We start from the raw sequence: 18,137 nt of genomic DNA on the forward strand, positions 1-18,137 counted from the left end.
CGTCAAGGCTTTCGAAGGTGGGACGCAATTTCCATCCGCTGATGCAAGATGCGGATCACTTGGATGACGCCGTAGGCGGTTACTGTGTAGAAGATGAAATGCGAGCCCACCGACTGCATCAGATATCCGACCTTGAACCGCTCCGCAGGCTTTCCCGTCTTCCTGCCGGTCGCGAGTGCCACACAGGTGTCGCGTATCATCGCGGTGTATCGCTCGGCCTGCTCTGCCGACCAAGTCTGTTCCGTGTAGTCCCAGATGCCGTCGAGGTCCGCCTGAGCCGCCCTGCTCAGAGCGTACCCGTTCATGCTGAGCGTCCGGCCTTCTTCCGGGCGATGAATTCGTCGAAATCGAAGGGCTCCGGCGGCCCGCTGTTCTCGCCTTCGATCAAAGCGGCACGGACGTATGCGACGTAGTCCTGCTCGGCCTTCAACAGCCTCAATCCAGCCGCCACGACGTCACTGGCCGACGCGAAGTTTCCTCCATCAACCTGCCGTTCGATGAACTCGGCGGAATGATCGTCCAGCGACAGCGTCGTATGCTTGTTCATGCTGGGCAATCTACCAAAATTCGGCATCGCTGCCAAATACGGCGTTCATCAGTTCCCCGCCGCTTCCATCCGACGGCCCGCGATCGCCTTCTCCAGCCAGCCGACCTCCATCTCCGGCACCGAGGAGAGCAGGAGGTCGGTGTAGTCGTCGAAGGGAGGGGTCAGCACCTGGCTCTTCGGGCCGTAGCGGACCACTGCGCCGCGATACATGACGGCGATCGAATCGGCGATGGCGCGGACGGTGGCGATGTCATGGGTGATGAAGAGATAGGCGACGTTCTCGACCGCCTGGAGGTTCAGGAGCAGTTTCAGGATGCCGTTCGCCACCAGCGGATCGAGCGCGGAGGTGACCTCGTCGCAGATGATCAGCTTCGGCTTGGCGGCGAGCGCACGCGCGATGCAGACGCGCTGCTTCTGGCCGCCGGACAGTTCGGCCGGATAGCGGTCGAGGAAGCCCTTGCCCATCTCGATCTCTTCGAGGAGTTCGGCGACGCGGCGGTCGCGCTCGGCGCCGCGCATGCCGAAATAGAACTCGAGCGGTCGGCCGATGATGGTGCCCACCGTCTGGCGCGGGTTCATGGCGACGTCGGCCATCTGGTAGATCATCTGCAGTTCGCGCAGGTCGTCCTTCGACCGGTTGGCGAGCTTCGCCGGCAAGGTGCGGCCGTCGAAGGTGATGGAGCCCTCGCGCGGCGGCAGCAGGCCGGTGATGGCGCGCGCCAGCGTGGACTTGCCGGAGCCGGATTCGCCCACCACGGCGAGCGTCTGCCCGGGGTGGATGTCGACAGAGACGTTCTTCAGGACGTCCACCATACCGCCGCCATAGGCGGCGGTGACGTTTGCGACCGAAAGGAGCGGCTCTTTGCCCGGCATCTTCTCCTGGTGCTCGATGCGGTGCACCGAGACGAGCTGGTTTGTATATTCCTGTCTCGGCTCGCGGATGATCTGCTGCGTCCCGCCCCATTCGACGAGCTTGCCGTGGCGCAGCACCATGATCTCGTCCGAGACCTGGGCGACGACCGCGAGGTCGTGGGTGATGTAGAGCGCGGCGACGCCGGTGTCGCGGATGGCGTCCTTGATCGCGGCGAGCACGTCGATCTGGGTGGTCACGTCGAGCGCCGTCGTCGGCTCGTCGAAGACGATCAGGTCCGGCTCCGAGCACAGCGCCATCGCCGTCATGACGCGCTGCAGCTGGCCGCCCGAGACCTGGTGCGGATAGCGGCGGCCGATCACCTCGGGATTGGGAAGGGAGAGCTTCCTGAACAGCGCCACCGCCCGTCTTTCGGCTTCGGCGCGGTTCGCCACGCCGTGCAGCATCGCGGCCTCAACCACCTGGTCCATCAGCTTGTGCGCGGGGTTGAAGGCCGCTGCCGCCGACTGCGCGACGTAGCAGACCTCCTTGCCGCGCAGCTTTCGCAGGCCGCCGATGCCGCCTTTCAGGATGTCGCGGCCGTTGATGAGAACTTCGCCGCCGGTGATGCGCACGCCGCCGCGGCCGTAGCCCATGGCCGACAGGCCGATGGTGGATTTGCCGGCGCCCGATTCGCCGATCAGGCCGAGCACCTTGCCGCGCTCGAGCGTCAGCGAGACGCCGTCGACGATGACGATGTCGCGCGGAGCCTCGCCGGGCGGATAGACCGTCGCTTCGATCTTGAGGTCACGGATCTCGAGCAGCTTGCCGGAGGGCTTTGCCGAAGCGGACGCCTTAGCCATTGCCGCGGCCTCCCTTCAGGCTGGTGGTGCGGTTGAGGATCCAGTCGGCGACGAGGTTGACGGAGATGGCGAGCACGGCGATCGCGGCGGCCGGAATCAGCGCCGCCGGAATGCCGAAGACGATGCCTTCCTTGTTCTCGCGCACCATACCGCCCCAGTCGGCCTCCGGCGGCTGGACGCCAAGACCGAGGAAGGAGAGCGCCGACAGAAACAGCACGGCGAAGATGAAGCGCAGGCCGAGTTCGGAGACGAGCGGCGACAGCGCATTGGGCAGGATCTCGCGGAAGATGATCCAGCCCCGGCCTTCGCCGCGCAGCTTGGCGGCCTCGACGAAGTCCATGACGTTGATGTCGACCGCGACGGCACGCGACAGGCGGTAGACGCGCGTCGAATCGAGGATCCCCATCACCAGGATGAGGGTCAGCACTGTGGACGGCAGCACCGACAGGACAACGAGGCCGAAGATCAAGGTCGGGATCGACATCAGGAGATCGACGAAGCGCGACAGGATCATGTCGAACCAGCCGCCGATGACTGCGGCGGTGAAGCCGAGGATGGCGCCGAGCGAGAAGGACAACGCAGTGGCAAGACCGGCGATGAGCATGGTGGTCTGGGCGCCGAAGAGCATGCGCGACAGCAGGTCGCGGCCGAGATTGTCGGTGCCGAGCCAGTGCTCCGCACTCATCGGTTCCCAGACGTCGCCGACGATCTCGCTCAGGCCGTATGGCGCGATGAGCTGGGCGAAGACTGCGGAAAAGACGAGAATGATCGTCAGGAACAGGCCGATGGCCGCCCCTGGCGGGATGGTCTTCAGGTCAGGCATCGATGTCCCCTCACTTCGGATGCCTCAGGCGCGGATTGGCTAGGATGGCGGCGATGTCGGCGATGATGTTGAGGCCGATGTAGACGGCCGCGAAGATGAGGCCGACCGCCTGCACGACGGGTACGTCGCGTTTGGAGACGTGGTCGACGAGATATTGGCCCATGCCGGGATAGACGAAGATCACCTCCACCACGACCACCCCGACGATGAGGAAAGCGAGGTTGAGCATGATGACGTTGACGATGGGCGCGATGGCGTTCGGGAAGGCGTGCTTGCGGATGATGTCGAAGCTCGACAGGCCCTTCAGCTCGGCGGTCTCGATATAGGCCGACTGCATGACGTTGAGGATCGCCGCCCGCGTCATGCGCATCATGTGTGCGAGCACGACGAGCACCAGAACGGTGGCGGGGAGCACGATGGCGTTCAGCTTGTCGGCCAGCGGCATGCCGCCATAGACGGTCGAGATCGACGGAAACCACTGCATCTTCACGGCCACGAAGAAGATCAGCAGGTAGCCGATGAAGAACTCCGGCAGCGAGGTCGAGGCCAGGGCGAAGCCCGAGATGGCCTTGTCGATCGGGCCGTTGCGGTAGCGCACCGCCAGCAGGCCGAGCATGACCGCCAGCGGGACCGAGACGATGGCGGCCCAGAAGGCGAGGAACAGGGTGTTCCACAGGCGCGGCATCAGTGTCGACGCGATGGGCTGGCGCGTGGTGAGCGCGGTGCCGAGATCGCCGGTGAGCACGCCGCCGAGCCAGGAGAAATAGCGCACGATCGCGGGATCGTTGAGGCCGAGTTCCTTGCGCAGGTTGGCCAGCGCCTCGGGCGTGGCGGATTGTCCGAGGATGGACTGCGCGACGTCGCCGGGGAGAATCTGCGTGCCGGCGAAGATGAGCACCGACACGGCGAAGAGGAGGAGAACGCCCAGCGCAATGCGCTGGGCGATCAGGGTCAGGATGGGCGACACGGCTCTGTCGACCGTATCACGCCTTCACCCAGCAACGGGCGAGCGCGTAGCCGTCCATCAGCTCGTGGTTCACGCCGGCGCCATAGCCGCCGACCTTGTCGTTGATGGCGTCGATGTACTGGTTGAACATCGGCAGGATCAGGCCGCCTTCGTCGCGGACGATGATGCCCATCTCGCGGTAGAGGTTCTTGCGCTTGTCCTGGTCGAGTTCGGCACGCGCCTCGATGAGGAGCTTGTCGAACTTCTCGTTGAAGAAGCGCGTGTCGTTCCAGTCGGCGCTCGACAGGTATGCGGTCGAGTACATCTGGTCCTGGGTCGGACGGCCGCCCCAGTAGGAGGTGGAGAAGGGCTGCTTGTTCCAGACTTCCGACCAGTAGCCGTCGCCGGGCTCGCGCTTCACCTCGATGGTGATGCCGGCCTTGGCGCAGGTCTGCTGATAGAGCTGGGCAGCGTCGACGGCGCCCGGGAAGGCCACTTCCGAGGTGCGCAGCAGGACCGGGCCGTCATGGCCGGACTTCTTGTAGTGGAAGGCGGCCTTGTCCGGGTCGTAGGTGCGCTGCTCGATGTCGTCGGCAAACAGCGGGTAGGACGAGTTGATCGGGAAGTCGTTGCCGACCGAGCCGTAGCCACGCAGGATCTTGTCGACCATCTCCTCGCGGTCCATGGCGAGCTTGAGGGCCATGCGCAGGTCGGCGTTGTCGAAGGGACCGGTGTTGCAATGCATGATGAAGACGTAGTGGCCGGGCCCGGAGACCGTCTTGATCTCGATGCCGGGCACGCGCTTGATCAGGTCGACGATCTTGGGCTCGACGCGGTTGATCATGTGGACCTGTCCGCCCTGCAGGGCGGAGGTGCGCGCCGTCGGGTCGTTGACGACGATGATCTCGACCTGGTCGGCAAAGCCTTCCTTGTCCGGCTGCCAGTAGTTGGCGAAGCGCTCGCCGACGTAGCGGACGCCCGGCTCGTTGACGGCCACCTTGTAGGAACCGGCCGAGATGCCGGCGTCAGGGGCGTCCTTGCCGCCGTTCGGCTGGATGATCAGATGGTAGTCGGCCATCAGGTAGGGCAGGTCGGCGTTCGGCTCCTTGAGCGTGATGACCACGTCGCGGCCGTCGGCCTTCATGGATTCGATGCCGCGCATGATGCCGAGCGCGCCGGACTTGGACTCTTCGTTGGAGTGGCGCTCGAGCGTGGCGACCACGTCCTCGGCGGTGACGGTCTTGCCGTTGTGGAACTCGACGTCCTGGCGGATCTTGAAGGTCCACACCTTGGCGTCGTCGGACGCGCCGAACTCTTCTGCGAGGCGGTTCTCGAGGCCGCCGGGCGCCAGCGCGACGAGATATTCGCCCCAGCACTTGGCGAAGTTGAAGGGAACCTGGCTCAGGAAGGTCGCCGGGTCGAGGCTGTTGGTCGCCTCGCCGCCCTGCAGGCCGGCCTTGAGGATGCCACCGCGGACGGGCGTCTGCGCAAGCGCCGCGCTCGACAGGAGCATGTTGGCGAAGGGCGCGGTTATACCGAGCGCCGCGGCCCGACCCAAAAAGTCACGACGGCTCAGGCGGCCCATCGCCACGTGACGGCTCAGGAATTCGAGTTCATTCGACATTGATTGCTCCTCGCTGTGAAACTGTTGCCCCTGGCCCATTCTATTGGGCTCTGTGTGACAAGGATATTGCCGCCAAGAAGACCTCAGCGGCAAGACCGAAAGCGACATTCCGTGACGTAATCGACGTGTCGCGTTTGGGCGGGCGGTGGCGTGATCAGATCAGATCGCGTTTGATTTTATTGCTGAATTGTCGGGAGAACACAACCCTTGCACCCTCGAATGCATCTATGCGGCCCTCCAGGTGGAAAAACTCCGCGTCGGATCGCATGCTGGTGAAAGTCTCGGTGCGCAGCTGCCAGTCGCCGCGTCCAAGCGTTTCCGTCCAGTGCGTCGCACCGCTTGCGGACAGGGGATCGGCCGGATCGATCGTCCAGGTCTCGCGCGCCACGGTGCCGTTCTCCAACCCGTGGTCGAGGTCGCGGGCGTCGCCGAAATCGTCCTCGATGGACAGCGTCACGAGACCGGTGGCCGGATCGCGCGTGACCTCGCGCCGGTTCGAAGCCTTGCGGATGGTCTCGGTGGCCCAGGGCGTGGCGCCTTCCGGTTCCTCGAAGCGCCACTCGTCGCCGCCCATGCCCGATGTCCGCACCGGCAGGTCGAGCGCGGCCTCGTGCAGGGTCAGCGTCACGGGCTCGGGCGAGGGCCAGACGAGCGGCCAGTAGGTCGAGGAGACGGCGACGCGCAGCCGGTGCCCCGGCTTGACCGAATAGGCGACGTCGTCGAGGCGGAGCGAGACGTCCATGACCTCGCCCGGCACGACGGCCTGCGGGAACTCGCGCGAGGCGCGGTGACAGAGATTCATCACGCCATAGGTGATGCGGGTCGAGGCGCCGTCCGGCTGGACGTCGCAGAGGCGGACCGCCACCATCGCCACCGGTCGGTCGGCGGAGACCTTCATGCGCAGCACGGGGCCGCCGACCACGTCGAGATCGGCGTCGAGGACCGGGCCGTCGAAGCAGACGGATTTCTCGTCGTCGACGCGCTGGTCGCCCGGCAGTTCGGGGCCGAGCCAGATGGCGCAGTATTCGCCCCCCGCCATCCCGCAATCCTGGGGCGTCGACACGGCGACGCCGAGCGGCACCGCATCGCCGATGGCCAGCGTGCCGCCCGGGTAGAGCGTCAGCGTCTGCTTACCGATCGCCGGCGACGGCCAATTGCTCTCGGCGATCCAGCGACCCGGCCGTTCCTCGTACCAGTCGCGCGGCGGGACCGAGTCCATCAGATAGAGCCGCATGGCGGGGTCGTTCTCGACGCCGGTGTCGGCGCCCTTCAGCCAGCGGTCCCACCAGCGCAGCGCCTCCTGCAGGAAGCCGATCGCCGGCTTGGGCACGGCGAAATGCGGGTATTTGTGGATCCAGGGACCGACGATGCCTTTGGCGGGCGCGTTGGTGATGCCGGTGACGAGGCGCGAGACGGCGTTCTTGTAGGCGTCGCCCCACCCGCCGATGGCGAGCGTCGCCGCTTTGATCCGGGAAAAATCCTCGCAGACCGAGCCGCGCTTCCAGTAGGCGTCCCGGTGCTGGTGGGAGAGCCAGAGGGCCGGCAGGAAGGGCTCGTTCTCCAGCCGCTCCAGCCACATGTCGCGCCAGCGCTCGCCCACGATCGCCGGATCGGGCGAACGAGAGGAGTAAGCGAGCATGGTGGCGCCCCAGCCCTGGTTCTCGTTGAGCAGCAGCCCGCCCTTGTAGTGGATGTCGTCGGCATAGCGGTCGTCGGTCGAGCAGAGCGTGACGATGGCCTTCAGCGCGTCCGGCTGCATGGCGGCCACCTGCAGCGCATTGAAGCCGCCCCAGGAGATGCCCATCATGCCGACGCGGCCGTTGCACCAGGGCTGCGCGGCCGCCCAGGCGATGACGTCGCAGGCGTCCTGCAGCTCCTGCTCGGAATACTCGTCCTCCATCAGCCCTTCGGAATCGCCGTTGCCGCGCATGTCGACGCGCAGGCAGGCGTAGCCGTGGCCGGCAAAGTAAGGATGGGTGAGGTTGTCGCGCGCGGTGGTGCCGTCGCGCTTGCGGTAGGGCAGGTGCTCCAGGATCACCGGCACGGGATCCGCCTCCGCATCCTCGGGTATCCAGGCACGCACCGACAGGCGGCAGCCGTCGGGCATGACGATGCCGAGATCGGGATGTTCGACGACCTTGCGGGGAAATTCGGTGACGATCTTCATGGGAGCCCTCTTCGCTGGCCGCAGTCAGCCACGGAGAGACCGTCCCGCGCAATGCGCCAACGCGACGGCGACGTTGGCGATTGCGGCGCGGGATGCGGGAAGGCGACCGTCGTCGCGCCTTCAGTTCAACGGAATGTCGTTGTCGTCCTTGCTGTCCTGATAGATCGCGGAGAGTTCGTCATAGGTCCCGGCGATGGCTGCGATGCGGGCCTCGACGCGGACGCGTTCGGGCTCGGGCAGCGCAGCGGCGAGCCTGCGGATCGAATAGCTTTTCCAGAACTCGTTCTCGGCGGCATATCCGCCCGGGTCCAGCGTGAAGACCTCCTTCAGGATCTTCAGGTCGTGCGGAATGGCGAAGGCGTCGCGTGAGTCCTCGTGGCTGAACAGGTAGTAGAAATTGTCGAAGCCGGTCCAGGTGATGGCCGAGAGGCAGAGCGAGCAGGGCTCGTGGGTGGCGATGAAGATGCAGTCGCCGGTGGCTGGTCGTGTCTCCTTCGGCATCTCGTAGAAGCGCTTCAGCGCGTGAACCTCGCCGTGCCAGAGCGGGTTTTCCAGCTCGTTGTTGGTCTCGGCGAGCACCAGCGAACCATCGGCCTTGTTGAGGATTGCCGCGCCGAAGAGCTTGTTGCCCTTCTTCACGCCGGCCGCGGTCAGCGGCACCACGTCCCTCTCGATCACGTCGAGCAGGCGGTCCAGCAGGGCGGCGTCGGTCATGCGCGGGTTCCTTCGGGAAGGGTGACGAGGAAGGGCTCCTCGAAGTGGTGTTCCTCGAGGTTGCTGCCGTCGCCGCCGCGGTCGACGACGAGGAAGTCCTGCGGCGCGCCGATCGGCGTCAGCACGGCGTGCCAGCGGCCGGCGGGATAGTTCACGCCCTGGCCGGGGCGGGTGACGAAGGCGTGCGGCGTGCCGGGGCTTCCATCGGGAGCATCTGGGCAGACGACCACGAGGAAGGGCGCAGGCGTCAGCGGCATGAAGGCCTGGCTGCCGAGCGGATGGCGCTCGACCAGCGTCAGTTCGAGCGGGAAGGCATAGGGCGTGCCCTTGAAGATGGAGACCAGCACACGGGCGTTCGGCCCGTTCGTCTCCACCTTCGCAAGGTCGTGGTAGCGCTCGCAGCGGCCGCCATTGATCGGATAGTGATGCGCGCCGTCGGTTTCGATGACGTCGCCGTAGGGGGCGAAGGCCTCGCGGGTGAGGGGGGTGGCGCGGATGGTGCGGGTCATGCGGCGCCTTCCCCTGCCCGGACCGGCATACCCCCACCCCTTACCCTGCCGGGGCGAGACGAGCGGCTCGCCCCGGCAGGGTAAGGGGTGGGGGGCACGCCCACAGACCTCGCGCTCATCGGACGCCCAGCTTCGCGTGCCGGTTGACGTCCTTGTAGAGCAGGTAGCGGAAGTTCGACGGGCCGCCAGCGTAGCAGGCCTGGGGGCAGAAGGCGCGCAGCCACATGTAGTCGCCGGCCTCGACCTCCACCCAGTCCTGGTTGAGCCGGTAGACGCCCTTGCCCTCGAGCACGTAGAGCCCGTGCTCCATCACATGCGTCTCCATGAAGGGGATCACGGCGCCGGGCGCGATGGTGACGATGTTGACGTGCATGTCGTAGCGCAGGTCTTCGGGGTCGACGAAGCGGGTCGTGGCCCAGCGGCCTTCGGTGCCGGGCATCGCGTTGGGCGCGACGTCGGAGTCGCTGGCAAAGACCGGATCGGGCAGCGCCAGTCCCTCGACGGGCTCGTAGGCCTTGCGGATCCAGTGGAAGCGGACGGGGGCAGTGCCGGCATTGCGCGCGGTCCAGCGGGAGGAGGGCGGCAGATAGGCATAGCCGCCGGAGGAGAGTACGCGCGGGATGCCGTCCAGCGTCACCGTCAGTTCGCCCTCGACCACGAAAAGCACGCCCTCCGCGCGCGGGTCGGGTTCGGGACGGTTGCTGCCGCCGCCAGGCGCCAACTCCATGATGTATTGCGAGAAGGTCTCGGCGAAGCCCGACAGCGGGCGCGACAGGATCCAGACCCGCGTCTTCTCCCAGAAGGGCAGGTAGCTGGTGACGATGTCGCTCATCACGCCCTTGGGAATGACGGCATAGGCGGTGGTGAAGACGGCGCGGCCGGTCAGCAGTTGCGACTGTGGCGGCAGGCCGCCATGCGGGGCGTAGTAGGAACGGGCGGCTTCGGTCATGCGGGCAACCTGTCCTTCAGGCGAAGCAGCGCGATGCGTTCGACCTGCCGGCAGGCGGTGGCGAACTCCTCCTCGCGCGTGTTGGCGATGCGCCGTTCGAAGGCGGCGAGAATATCGGCCTTCGTCAGGCCCTTCACGGCGATGATGAACGGGAAGCCGAAGCGGTCGACATAGGCCGAGTTGAGTTCGGTGAAGCGGGCACGCTCGGCATCGGTCAGCGCGTCGAGCCCGGCCGAGGCTTGCTCGGCGCTGGACTCGGCAGTGAGGCGCTTCGCCTGCGCAAGCTTGCCGGCGAGATCGGGATGCGCCTTCAGCACCCCGAGTCGCTCGTCCTCGCCTGCGGAGCGGAACATGCGGGCGAGCGCGTTGTGCAGCCCGCCAGCGGAATCATGCGCGGGTCCGAGTTCCAGCTTCCAGGCACGTTCGGCGATCCAGGGCGAATGTTCGAAGACGCCGCCGAAGGCTGCGACGAAGGCCGCCTCGTCCATGCGCGAAGGGCGCAGTGCCGGCTCCCGGTAGGGATGATGCTCCGCCCAGTGGCGGGCAATGTCGATGCGCCTGGCGACCCAGACCTTCTCGTGGTCCTGCACGTAGTCGATGAAGCGCTTCAGCGCAGCGGCGCGGCCGGGGCGGCCGATCAGGCGGCAGTGCAGGCCGATGTTCATCATGCCTGCGCGGCCGGTCTCTCCTTCGGCATAGAGCGTGTCGAAGGCATCCTTGAGGTAGGTGAAGAACTGGTCGCCCTCGGTAAAGCCGGCCTGGATGGCGAAGCGCATGTCGTTGGCGTCGAGCGTGTAGGGGATGACGAGCTGCGGCGAGATCGCGTTGCCATGGCCGTCATGGTCGAGCCAGTAGGGCAGGTCGTCGTCATAGGTGTCGGAGATGTAGGCAAAGCCGCCTTCCTCGCAGGCAAGGCGGACGGAATTGACCGAGGTGCGGCCCAGATAGAGGCCCGCCGGACGTTCGCCGACGACTTCGGCATGCAGGCGGATCGCCTCGATCAGGTCGGTGCGCTCGGTCTCGGGATCGTGGTCGCGGTAATCGATCCAGCGCAGGCCGTGGCTCGCGATCTCCCAGCCGGCCTCCTGCATGGCGGCGACCTGGTCGGGCGAGCGGGCGAGCGCGGAGGCGACGCCGTAGACCGTGACAGGGACATTCGCCGCCGTGAACATGCGGTGCAGCCGCCAGAAGCCGGCGCGGGCGCCGTATTCGTAGATCGATTCCATGTTCCAGTGGCGCTTGCCCGGCCAGGGCTGGGCGCCGGTGATCTCGGACAGGAAGGCCTCGGACGCCGCGTCGCCGTGCAGAACGCAGTTCTCGCCGCCTTCCTCGTAGTTGACGACGAACTGGACGCAGATGCGTGCGCCGCCCGGCCATTTCGGGTCCGGCGGATTGGCGCCGTAGCCGCGCATGTCGCGGGGATATCGTACTGCGGTCATGCGCGCTGCTTCCACCCTGCCGTCGCGGATCCTCGTTCTTCAACAGTACCAAAGGCGATCTTGTCCATTCCTGTCGAAAAATTTGAAAGTCTTTTTGCCGCGGCCCGGATCGTCACGGCTTATGCGACGTTCTGAATTGCTGCACTATCCTGTTGGACGGACATGCGAACGGACGGAGACGGGATGACCGGCGGCAAGCTCACCACACATGTTCTCGACACTGCCACCGGCAAGCCGGCGGCCGGGCTTTCGATCGCGCTCTACAGGGTGAGCGGAAATTCCCACAAGAAGCTGAAGACCGTGGTGACCAATTCCGACGGGCGCTGCGACGAGCCGCTGCTGGCGGGCCATGACTTCAAGACCGGCACCTACGAACTGGTCTTTTTTGCCGGCGATTACTTGCGCGCGCAGGGAGCCTCGCTGCCCGACCCGCTGTTCCTCGACCAGATCCCGATCCGCTTCGGCATGGCGGACGCGGCGCATTATCATGTGCCGCTGCTGCTTTCGCCCTTCGGCTATTCCACCTATCGCGGGAGCTGACCCCATTGATCCAGGCCGAGACCCAGATCCGCTTCCTGCTCAACGGCGCAGAGATCGCGCTCTCCGACGTCCGGCCCGACGAGACGCTGCTCGACTGGCTGCGGCTTTCCCGGGCGCTGCGCGGCACCAAGGAAGGCTGCGCGGAGGGCGATTGCGGCGCCTGTACCGTTCTGGTCGGACGGCCGACCCCGGACGGGCTGGTCTACGAGGGCGTCAACGCCTGCATCCGCTTCCTCGGTTCGTTGCATGGCTGCCACGTCGTCACCGTCGAACATCTCAAGGGCGAGGGCGGAGCGCTGCACCCGGTGCAGCAGGCGATGGTCGATTTCCACGGCTCGCAGTGCGGCTTCTGCACGCCGGGCTTCGTGATGTCGCTCTACGCCATGTGGATGCAGGATCCGGATCCCAGCGAAGCGGCCGTCGAGAAGGCGCTGCAAGGCAATCTGTGCCGCTGCACCGGCTACGAGCCGATCGTGAAGGCTGCCCGCGCGATCTCGTCCTACGGGACATTGGAAGAGGATTTCCTGGCGGCCGAGCGCACTGCGGTGGCCGAACGTCTGGCCGCGATCCGCGCCGGCGGGCGGGTGGAGGTGGGCACCGGCAAGGACCGCTTCGTCCTCCCCGCCAGCGTCGACGATCTCGCCGCCGTGCTGGAGGCCGAGCCGATGGCGACCATCGTCGCCGGCTCGACCGACGTCGGGCTGTGGGTGACGAAGTTCATGCGCGACATCGCCCCCGTGGTCTTCATCGGCCATCTCGGCGACCTGAAGACGATATCGGAACGGGACGGCGTGCTGACCATCGGTGCCGGCGTGAGCTACACGGACGCCTTCGAGACGCTGTCGCGCCGCATTCCCGCGATGGGGCCGCTGATCGACCGGATCGGCGGCGCGCAGGTGCGCAACATGGGCACCATCGGCGGCAACATCGCCAATGGATCGCCCATCGGCGACATGCCGCCGCCGTTGATCGCGCTCGGCGCCTCGGTCACCTTGCGCAAGGGCGGGGCACGGCGCACGATCGCCCTGGAGGACTTCTTCGTCGCCTATGGCAAGCAGGACCGGCAGCCCGGCGAGTTCGTGGAAGCGGTGCATGTTCCCGTGCCTTCTGCGGAGACGCAGTTCGCCGCCTGGAAGGTGACCAAGCGGCGCGACGAGGACATCACGGCCGTTCTCGGCGCCTTCACCCTTTCGATCGAGGACGGCGTGGTGCGTGCTGCTCGGATTGCCTATGGCGGCATGGCTGCAACGCCAAAGCGGGCGAAGGGGGTGGAAGCCGCGCTCGTCGGCCAGCCGTGGACGCTGGAAACGGTGGAGGCGGCGATGGATGTCTATCCGAGCGATTTCCAGCCGATCTCCGACATGCGCGCCTCGGCTGAGTATCGCATGCTGGCCGCGCGGAACCTCCTCAAGCGCTTCTTCCTCGTCCATGGCGGGGCGGAGATGCCGGTGACGGTGAGCCGGGAAAGGGCCGCCTGACCATGAACAAGCACGCATCTCCCTCGCTGACGGCCAAGACGATCGTCGGCGGCGTCGCCTCCAGTCAGAGGCACGATTCGGCGCACAAGCACGTGACCGGGCAGGCCGTCTACATCGACGACATGCCGGAACCGGCCGGGCTGCTGCATGCCTATCTCGGGCTGTCGACGGTGCCTCATGCTGCGATCGTGTCCATGGATCTGTCGGCGGTGCGCGCGGCACCGGGCGTGGTCGACGTCCTCACGGGCCATGACATGCCGGCTTCCAACGACATTTCGCCGACGCACCGGCACGACGAGCCGGTGCTGGCCACCGACAAGGTGCAGTTCCTCGGTCAGCCGATCTTCGCGGTGGTGGCCGAGACGCGCGAGCAGGCGCGACGGGCCTGCAAGCTGGCGAAGATCGAGTATGCCGAAGAGCCGTTCGTCACCGACATCCTCGACCTCGACCGGCGCGAAGGCAAGCTGGTGACGCCGCCGCTGACGCTGAAGCGGGGCGACGCGGCTGCGGCGATCGAGGCCGCGCCGCGCCGGCTCAAGGGCACGATGCAGCTCGGCGGCCAGGACCATTTCTACCTCGAGGGCCACATCGCCATGGCGGTGCCCGGCGAGGACATGGACGTGACGCTCTATTCGTCCACGCAGCACCCCAGCGAGGTGCAACACATGGTGGCGCAGGTGCTGGGCGTGCCGAGCCATGCGGTGACGGTGGAGATCCGGCGCATGGGCGGCGGCTTCGGCGGCAAGGAGACGCAGGGCAACCAGTTCGCGGCCATCGCCGCGGTGGCCGCCAAGCGGCACGGCCGCGCGGTCAAGATCCGGCCCGACCGCGACGACGACATGACCGCGACCGGCAAGAGGCACGATTTCGTCATCGACTACGACGTCGGCTTCGACGACGAAGGCGCCATCCTCGGTGTCGACTATTTCTTTGCGGCGCGGGCCGGCTTCTCGGCGGATCTGTCGGGCGCGGTGACCGATCGCGCGCTTTTCCACTGCGACAACACCTACTACTACCCGGCGGTGAAGGCGCAGTCGGCGCCGCTCTATACCAATACCGTGTCCAACACCGCCTTCCGCGGCTTCGGCGGTCCGCAGGGCATCGTCGGCTGCGAGCGGGTGATCGACGAGGTGGCCTTCGCGCTGGGCAAGGACCCTCTGGAGATACGCAAGCGGAATTTCTACGGCACGACGGACCGCAACGTGACGCCCTATCACCAGACGGTGGAGGACAACATCATCCACCGCATCGTCGAGGAGCTGGAAACCGGCGCCGACTATGCCGGGCGGCGCAAAGCGATCGCGGCGTTCAATGCAGGGAGCCCGGTGCTGAAGCGCGGGCTGGCGCTGACGCCGGTGAAGTTCGGCATCTCGTTCACCGCCACGCATTTCAATCAGGCGGGTGCGCTGGTGCATGTCTATGCCGACGGGTCGGTGCACCTGAACCATGGCGGGACGGAGATGGGGCAGGGGCTCTACGTCAAGATCGCGCAGGTGGTGGCGGAAGAGTTCCAGATCGACATCGATCAGGTGAAGATCACGGCGACCACCACGGCCAAGGTGCCGAACACGTCGGCGACGGCCGCCTCGTCGGGCACCGACCTCAACGGCATGGCGGCGCAGGCGGCGGCGCGCACGATCCGGCAGCGGTTGACCGATTTCGCGGCCGAGAAGTACCAGGTGCCGACCGACCAGGTCGTCTTCCTGCCCAACCGGGTGCGGGTGGGCAACCAGGAGATCGCCTTCGGCGCGCTCACCCAGCAGGCCTACATGGCGCGGGTGCAGCTTTCGGCCACCGGCTTCTACAAGACGCCGAAGATCCACTGGGACCGCGACAAGGGGCAGGGCACGCCGTTCTATTACTTCGCCTATGGCGCTGCCTGCGCGGAGGTGGAGATCGACACGCTGACGGGCGAGACCATGGTGGAGCGCGTCGACATCCTGCACGAGACCGGGCGTTCGCTGAACAAGGCGATCGACATCGGCCAGATCGAAGGCGGCTTCATCCAGGGCATGGGCTGGCTGACGACGGAGGAACTGGTGTGGGACGGCAAGGGCCGACTGCGGACGCACGCGCCTTCCACCTACAAGATCCCGCTCGCGTCGGACCGGCCGAAGATCTTCAACGTGACGCTGGCCGATTGGCCCGAAGCGGGCGAGCCGACCATCCACCGCTCCAAGGCCGTGGGCGAGCCGCCCTTCTGCCTCGGCATCGCGGTCTTCCATGCCATCTCGGATGCCGTGGCGAGCGCTGCCGACCACCGCATCTGTCCCCGCCTCGACGCCCCGGCGACGCCCGAGCGCGTGCTGATGGCGGTCGAGCGGCTGAAGCGGGAGGCTGGCGCATAGCGGCTGCTGACGCAGGCCGCGTGGCGGGGTACTGTTCCGGCATGCTGGAGTTCGAAGCGCATCCTGTCCCAAGGTATGCAGCCACCTTTCCGGGCGGCGGTGGAGCCGCGGCGTCCGCGTCCTCCCTCCCCCTTGCGGGCAGGGGCCGGGGGTGGGGGGCGGTGCGACGGATTCGACGGGGGATGACGTTGCCAGCGGCGCCTCACATGCGAACCTCCACCCTTACCCGCCGGGGCGAGCCGCTCGTCTCGCCGGTCCTTCGGACCCCCGCAAGGGGGAGGGGGACACGGGCGTTGGCGGCAAGGATGCGGTGCATCGGCCTCGGCGCTACGCCGGGGGGTGCCGTCCGATGCCCGTGACCGCGCCATCGCTGCGCGCCTTCCTCGGCGCTCATGCGCCTTTTGCCAAGGTCACCGTGACGGAGGCGAAGGGGTCGACGCCTCGGGAGACAGGGACGTGGATGCTGGTCGGGTCGACGGCGATCTTCGGCACGATCGGCGGCGGCCAGCTCGAGTTCATGGCGATCGCTGAGGCGCGGGAGATGCTGCGGGGCCGCCCCTCCCCGCTGCCGGGAGCGTCGGGCGTTCATACCCTCTCCATCCCGCTCGGCCCCGAGATCGGACAGTGCTGCGGCGGGCGCGTGGTGCTGTCGATCAGCCGGGTGAGCGATGCCGATCGAACGGCGCTGGTCGAAACGGCGGTGGCCGAAGACGCCCGGCTGCCGGCCGTCCTCGTCTTCGGTGGCGGCCATGTCGGACGGGCGCTGGCGCAGGCTCTGGCGCTGCTGCCGGTGCGGGCCTCGGTGGTGGAGACGCGCGCCGACGCAATCGAGGGCTTCCCGCTGGCGGTCGAGACCAAGCTGACGCCGATGCCGGAGGAACATGTGCGCGCTGCACTTCCGGGCACCGCCTTCGTGGTGCTCACCCATGACCACGCGCTCGACTTCCTGATCGTCGCCGAAGCGTTGCGGCGGGGCGATGCCGCCTATGTCGGCATGATCGGATCGCAGACCAAGAAGGCGACGTTCCGAAGCTGGTTCCTGAAGACCGCCAACGGGAGCGAGGCCGAGTTCGCGCGCCTCGTGTCGCCGATCGGCGGCGTGTCAGTGCGCGACAAGCGCCCGGCGGTGATCGCGGCCCTTGCCGCCGCCGAGATCATGACCGCGCTGGCGCGGGGCTGATCAGATCACCACCGCGTCGACCGGCCGCCGCAGCGACATCGGCAATGGCGGGGCGTGACCGAACCGGACGACGAGATCCGGCCGCTCGCCGGCTTCGAGGCCCAGCCACTGCGCGAATCCGCTCCGCAATGCAGCCACTTCGACCGGCTGGTTGACGAAGGCCTGGGCGATGCCGAGCGCCGTCGCCTTGAGCGCGAAGCGCTGGTATGCGCGTCCCGCCTTCACCCAGTGCTCGCGGTCGTCCTTTGCCGACACGAAGACTGCGATACCCGAAGACGACCGGATCTGGCGGGCATATTTGTCGTTCTCGCTGCTCGTCCTGAAGACCAGCGGAAACAGCATGCTTGCCAGCCAGTCCGGCAGGGTCGGATTGCCCGATGACGCCGAATAGAGGCCGTCTCGTGTTTCCAAAGCGCTGCCCTCGTTGAAACGAAGCCAGTGCTTCAGCTCTTCGACGAAGGCGGGATCCTCCATCTGGGCGGTGTTGCCGGCGACGACGTGATCGAGCGCGGTCGCGATGCGCGGCTTGTCGAGCAGGTAGACGATCCGGACGCCGTCGACCCGGGCCGCTTCCTCCATCGACTTCAGGTCCGCCGCGGCTACGGGTCTGCCGTCGTAGTCGCTTCGTGTGCATTGGCGCCTCGGCACAGCCTCGAACAGATCGTCCGTTCCGGCAGGGCCACGTTCCAGCGCGAGGATCAGCCGCCGCTCGTCCTCCGTGTCGACGCGGACATCGCCGTGGAGGCTGACGGCTCTTGCCGCGATGAGGAAGTTTTCGGCCGCGCAGCCGAGGCTCGCCCACAGGTGGTGATCGTCCGGATCGACGACAGGCGTCCGGCGCGCGACATCGGGAAGGATTTCGACCGTGCGTACGCCAAGGGCGAACCGCCATGGCTGCGTGTTGTGACCGCTGGCGGCGAGCGTCGCATAGCGGACGCAGTCGGCAAGACCGGCATGGCCCGGCAGCGGCTCGCGGAGCCTGCGGACCGCTTTCTCGTAGCTCGTCATGTCGGTGGCCTCTCCGCATCCGGCCAGCGACGTGACGATCCCTGCACCACCTGCGCAAAGCACCGCCCGTCTCGTCAGCATCGCCTTCTCCTGAACTTCGCAGCAAGACTAGCAATGCTCGCAGAGATTGTCTTTGCGCGAGATCAACCAGC

General features: G+C 66.8%; 16 protein-coding genes. 4 read left to right on the forward strand and 12 right to left on the reverse strand.

What is annotated here, in order from left to right:
* Positions 1-2: 2 nt before the first annotated feature.
* From N1F91_RS18625 to puuE, 11 genes are all read right to left on the reverse strand, one after another.
* The gene (locus N1F91_RS18625; protein ID WP_289994515.1) at positions 3-305 is read right to left on the reverse strand and encodes a type II toxin-antitoxin system RelE/ParE family toxin; all 303 of its coding nucleotides are present in this window, start codon (positions 303-305) and stop codon (positions 3-5) included.
* Positions 302-547, reverse strand: coding sequence for a type II toxin-antitoxin system ParD family antitoxin (locus tag N1F91_RS18630; RefSeq protein WP_289994579.1), 246 nt, complete (start codon positions 545-547; stop codon positions 302-304). Before N1F91_RS18630 ends, N1F91_RS18625 begins: the two co-directional genes overlap by 4 nt.
* A gap of 48 nt (positions 548-595) precedes the next feature.
* A complete protein-coding gene (locus tag N1F91_RS18635; RefSeq protein WP_289994517.1) occupies positions 596-2,260 on the reverse strand; it encodes an ABC transporter ATP-binding protein in 1,665 nt (554 codons plus the stop codon).
* Entirely contained in the window at positions 2,253-3,083 is an 831-nt protein-coding gene (locus N1F91_RS18640) for an ABC transporter permease (RefSeq protein WP_289994518.1), read from the reverse strand. Before N1F91_RS18640 ends, N1F91_RS18635 begins: the two co-directional genes overlap by 8 nt.
* A gap of 10 nt (positions 3,084-3,093) precedes the next feature.
* On the reverse strand, positions 3,094-4,050 hold the full coding sequence (locus N1F91_RS18645; protein ID WP_289994519.1) for an ABC transporter permease: 957 nt from the start codon (positions 4,048-4,050) through the stop codon (positions 3,094-3,096).
* Positions 4,051-4,066: 16 nt separating this feature from the next.
* Positions 4,067-5,653 (reverse strand): ABC transporter substrate-binding protein, encoded by a 1,587-nt coding sequence (locus N1F91_RS18650; RefSeq protein WP_289994520.1) that lies wholly within the window; start codon positions 5,651-5,653, stop codon positions 4,067-4,069.
* 154 nt (positions 5,654-5,807) lie between these two features.
* Positions 5,808-7,820: a CocE/NonD family hydrolase gene (locus N1F91_RS18655; RefSeq protein WP_289994521.1), complete on the reverse strand. Its 2,013-nt coding sequence runs from the start codon at positions 7,818-7,820 to the stop codon at positions 5,808-5,810.
* Positions 7,821-7,940: 120 nt separating this feature from the next.
* Entirely contained in the window at positions 7,941-8,534 is a 594-nt protein-coding gene (locus tag N1F91_RS18660) for a nucleoside deaminase (protein WP_289994522.1), read from the reverse strand.
* Positions 8,531-9,043: an ureidoglycolate lyase gene (locus N1F91_RS18665; protein ID WP_289994524.1), complete on the reverse strand. Its 513-nt coding sequence runs from the start codon at positions 9,041-9,043 to the stop codon at positions 8,531-8,533. Before N1F91_RS18665 ends, N1F91_RS18660 begins: the two co-directional genes overlap by 4 nt.
* 115 nt (positions 9,044-9,158) lie before the next feature.
* Positions 9,159-9,992, reverse strand: a complete 834-nt coding sequence (locus N1F91_RS18670; protein ID WP_289994526.1) for a bifunctional allantoicase/(S)-ureidoglycine aminohydrolase — start codon at positions 9,990-9,992, stop codon at positions 9,159-9,161.
* Entirely contained in the window at positions 9,989-11,431 is a 1,443-nt protein-coding gene (gene puuE / locus N1F91_RS18675; RefSeq protein ID WP_289994528.1) for an allantoinase PuuE, read from the reverse strand. Before puuE ends, N1F91_RS18670 begins: the two co-directional genes overlap by 4 nt.
* Before the next feature lie 183 nt (positions 11,432-11,614).
* Here puuE and uraH point away from each other — a divergent pair, with 183 nt between their 5' ends.
* From uraH to xdhC, 4 genes are all read left to right on the forward strand, one after another.
* Positions 11,615-11,971: a hydroxyisourate hydrolase gene (uraH, locus tag N1F91_RS18680; RefSeq protein WP_289994530.1), complete on the forward strand. Its 357-nt coding sequence runs from the start codon at positions 11,615-11,617 to the stop codon at positions 11,969-11,971.
* An 8-nt stretch (positions 11,972-11,979) separates the two neighbouring features.
* The gene (gene xdhA / locus N1F91_RS18685; protein ID WP_289994581.1) at positions 11,980-13,449 is read left to right on the forward strand and encodes a xanthine dehydrogenase small subunit; all 1,470 of its coding nucleotides are present in this window, start codon (positions 11,980-11,982) and stop codon (positions 13,447-13,449) included.
* Positions 13,450-13,451: 2 nt separating this feature from the next.
* A complete protein-coding gene (gene xdhB, locus N1F91_RS18690; protein WP_289994532.1) occupies positions 13,452-15,797 on the forward strand; it encodes a xanthine dehydrogenase molybdopterin binding subunit in 2,346 nt (781 codons plus the stop codon).
* A gap of 349 nt (positions 15,798-16,146) precedes the next feature.
* Positions 16,147-16,977, forward strand: coding sequence for a xanthine dehydrogenase accessory protein XdhC (xdhC, locus tag N1F91_RS18695; RefSeq protein ID WP_289994533.1), 831 nt, complete (start codon positions 16,147-16,149; stop codon positions 16,975-16,977).
* Here the strand turns inward: xdhC and N1F91_RS18700 are convergent, their stop codons facing one another.
* Positions 16,978-18,066, reverse strand: a complete 1,089-nt coding sequence (locus N1F91_RS18700) for a nitroreductase family protein (protein WP_289994534.1) — start codon at positions 18,064-18,066, stop codon at positions 16,978-16,980.
* Positions 18,067-18,137 lie beyond the last annotated feature (71 nt).

It is taken from the genome of Aquibium sp. ELW1220, assembly GCF_030398385.1.
Lineage (GTDB): Bacteria > Pseudomonadota > Alphaproteobacteria > Rhizobiales > Rhizobiaceae > Aquibium.

Excerpts from the sequence above, each read along its gene's own strand:
- xdhB (WP_289994532.1), top strand. The coding sequence starts at position 13,452 with ATGAACAAGCACGCATCTCCCTCGCTGACGGCCAAGACGATCGTCGGC.
- N1F91_RS18700 (WP_289994534.1), bottom strand. The coding sequence starts at position 18,066 with ATGCTGACGAGACGGGCGGTGCTTTGCGCAGGTGGTGCAGGGATCGTC.
- N1F91_RS18660 (WP_289994522.1), bottom strand. The coding sequence starts at position 8,534 with ATGACCGACGCCGCCCTGCTGGACCGCCTGCTCGACGTGATCGAGAGG.
- N1F91_RS18670 (WP_289994526.1), bottom strand. The coding sequence starts at position 9,992 with ATGACCGAAGCCGCCCGTTCCTACTACGCCCCGCATGGCGGCCTGCCG.
- xdhC (WP_289994533.1), top strand. The coding sequence starts at position 16,147 with ATGCCCGTGACCGCGCCATCGCTGCGCGCCTTCCTCGGCGCTCATGCG.
- N1F91_RS18655 (WP_289994521.1), bottom strand. The coding sequence starts at position 7,820 with ATGAAGATCGTCACCGAATTTCCCCGCAAGGTCGTCGAACATCCCGAT.
- puuE (WP_289994528.1), bottom strand. The coding sequence starts at position 11,431 with ATGACCGCAGTACGATATCCCCGCGACATGCGCGGCTACGGCGCCAAT.
- N1F91_RS18630 (WP_289994579.1), bottom strand. The coding sequence starts at position 547 with ATGAACAAGCATACGACGCTGTCGCTGGACGATCATTCCGCCGAGTTC.
- N1F91_RS18635 (WP_289994517.1), bottom strand. The coding sequence starts at position 2,260 with ATGGCTAAGGCGTCCGCTTCGGCAAAGCCCTCCGGCAAGCTGCTCGAG.
- N1F91_RS18640 (WP_289994518.1), bottom strand. The coding sequence starts at position 3,083 with ATGCCTGACCTGAAGACCATCCCGCCAGGGGCGGCCATCGGCCTGTTC.
- N1F91_RS18650 (WP_289994520.1), bottom strand. The coding sequence starts at position 5,653 with ATGTCGAATGAACTCGAATTCCTGAGCCGTCACGTGGCGATGGGCCGC.
- N1F91_RS18625 (WP_289994515.1), bottom strand. The coding sequence starts at position 305 with ATGAACGGGTACGCTCTGAGCAGGGCGGCTCAGGCGGACCTCGACGGC.
- uraH (WP_289994530.1), top strand. The coding sequence starts at position 11,615 with ATGACCGGCGGCAAGCTCACCACACATGTTCTCGACACTGCCACCGGC.
- N1F91_RS18665 (WP_289994524.1), bottom strand. The coding sequence starts at position 9,043 with ATGACCCGCACCATCCGCGCCACCCCCCTCACCCGCGAGGCCTTCGCC.